Consider the following 1970-nt stretch of genomic DNA (forward strand, 5'->3'; position numbering starts at 1 on the left):
TATTCTCCAACACACCAAATGGCGCTGAGGCGAGCGCGATGCTTTACAGTATCGTCGAGACTGCAAAAGCCAACGGCCTTATCCTCTATGACTATATGGTCAAGTGCATGAAAGAGCTAGCAAAAGCAGAGCCCGATATCGATGCACTCCTGCCTTGGAACTTCAAACATTAGTAATATCGCCCTGTAGGTTCATGGGGCGTTTACGAAGAAACCAGCTTCAAAGCAGGGATAAAAAGAAAGCAGAAAAAAGCGAACCGTAACAACAGCTACCTTTCGCAAGTCCTTGCAGGCCAAGGGGCTTCGTAATCTTGCACTGGGTAGAGCGGTGTTTATTGACAATGATTCAGCCAAAATTCGAATGGGATGCCTATTCTCATTCGGTAGAGTATTCCTTCAAAAGTCATTCTGTGCTCAGGCTTATCATAAATATGACCGGTACTCTTCATAACTTGTCGTAGCAGCTCCCATCGATATTCATTTTTTTAAATTGGTGAGCTCTTTAGTGGCATTAACTAATCGTATGTTTTCGACGGTAGCCCACGCTTGCTGCGAAACCAGCCTGTTATCCGCCATACATAACTCATCGATACACTGTATCCAATAAAGCAAATAATAAACAACAAGAACATCAAGGTTTCTGGTAGCTCGTAGAGTTCCCCAAAAATACCAAACCCGGCCAGGAGAGCAGCAAGGCTGCAGATCATGACGAGGGTTTGTCGAGAGCTAAACCCTAGGCGTTGAAAAATATGATGCAGATGCTCACGATCGGGTTTGAAGGGAGAGTCCCCGCGGCGTACTCGACGAAACATAATCGCCGCCATATCCATGAGAGGGATGGCAATTAACCACAAGGCGGTGGTCGGACGCATGAGCGACTTGGAGGGCTCTTGACTTGCCCCCAGTAAAATCCAAATGACCGTGAAGCCGATCATCATGCTTCCCGCATCCCCCATAAAGACTTTACGTTGACGCCCCAAAATGCCTAGATTCATCAAAATATACGGAATGATAGCGGCAATGAAGACGACACATAAATAGGCTAGGCCGTGCTGCTGTTCTACTTGCAGTAAAATAGCCAGTCCGGAGAAGGTGACAATCGCAAGTCCACCCAGTAGGCCATCAATCCCGTCTACCATATTAAAGGCATTAATGGCGCCTATTACAGCAAAGATTGTGATCAAAGAGCTCATTGGCCCCAAATGTACTTCACCAAACCCAAAAATATTACCAATATTATTTAACTGAATATCAGCTAAAAACATCATTACGATTGAGAGGCCCGCCTGCACTAACAAACGAATTTTAAAGCTTAGGTCAACTTTGTCATCTAACGCCCCAATAGCGACTAGGATCGTTATGCAGGTTAAAAAAAGATAGCTGTGTGGGATAACGTCGGGGTTCGATGTAATAAACTGACCAATTGACAGGCAGATTGAAATTCCCCCGACCAAAGGTACGGGGCCACTATGCAACTTTCTTGCGTTGGGTTTGTCTACTAATCCGATCTCTTTTGCGACTTTACGCATTAGAAAAAGTGAAGTGAATGAGAAAAATGAGACAAATGTCAGCTCAAGAAACATATTCCACCTAGTGAGTACAGTATGGGGATTTTAATGCTCCAATAATACGGTAATAAGGTCATTTTGTACATTTGAATTAGCTCGAGACTGGTGTTTTCGAAGTAATCGTTGCTAACTTTTTATCTTTGCACAATGACAATGAGTCGGACCTAGAACGAAGGTTTTATATGAAATGGTTGGCGACGTGCAGGGCTGGAGGTTATGTATTTCGGAGTATTTCGTTTATCCGTTTCTCTATGCACTGTCTGGGCAGTATGCCTGTATGGTAACGATAGATTAAAGTCGCATAAGAGATCGACAGGGTAATGTAAAAAACTGTGACTCCCGGCATAAGGGAAATCGTGAAATGGTACTTAGAAAATCAGGGCGAGATTACGAAGCCCCTTGC

The 1970-nt window shown here is 44.2% G+C and carries 2 protein-coding genes and 1 pseudogene; 1 reads left to right on the plus strand and 2 read right to left on the minus strand.

The genetic code is table 11. The features are described from left to right. The coding region (locus tag AB4517_RS19515) for a transposase domain-containing protein (protein WP_372149283.1) at positions 1–173 on the plus strand (173 nt) is incomplete at its 5' end. A 185-nt stretch (positions 174–358) separates the two neighbouring features. Here AB4517_RS19515 and AB4517_RS19520 read toward each other — a convergent pair. Then, a pseudogene (locus tag AB4517_RS19520) lies at positions 359–448 on the minus strand (IS5/IS1182 family transposase); the annotation flags it as partial. A gap of 66 nt (positions 449–514) precedes the next feature. After that, positions 515–1582, minus strand: coding sequence for a UDP-N-acetylglucosamine--undecaprenyl-phosphate N-acetylglucosaminephosphotransferase (gene wecA / locus AB4517_RS19525; RefSeq protein WP_372149281.1), 1068 nt, complete (start codon positions 1580–1582; stop codon positions 515–517). Between the last annotated feature and the right edge of the window lie 388 nt (positions 1583–1970).

The sequence above is a fragment of the Vibrio sp. 10N.222.52.C3 genome (assembly GCF_041474195.1).
In the GTDB taxonomy this organism is placed as follows: Bacteria; Pseudomonadota; Gammaproteobacteria; order Enterobacterales; family Vibrionaceae; genus Vibrio; species Vibrio crassostreae_C.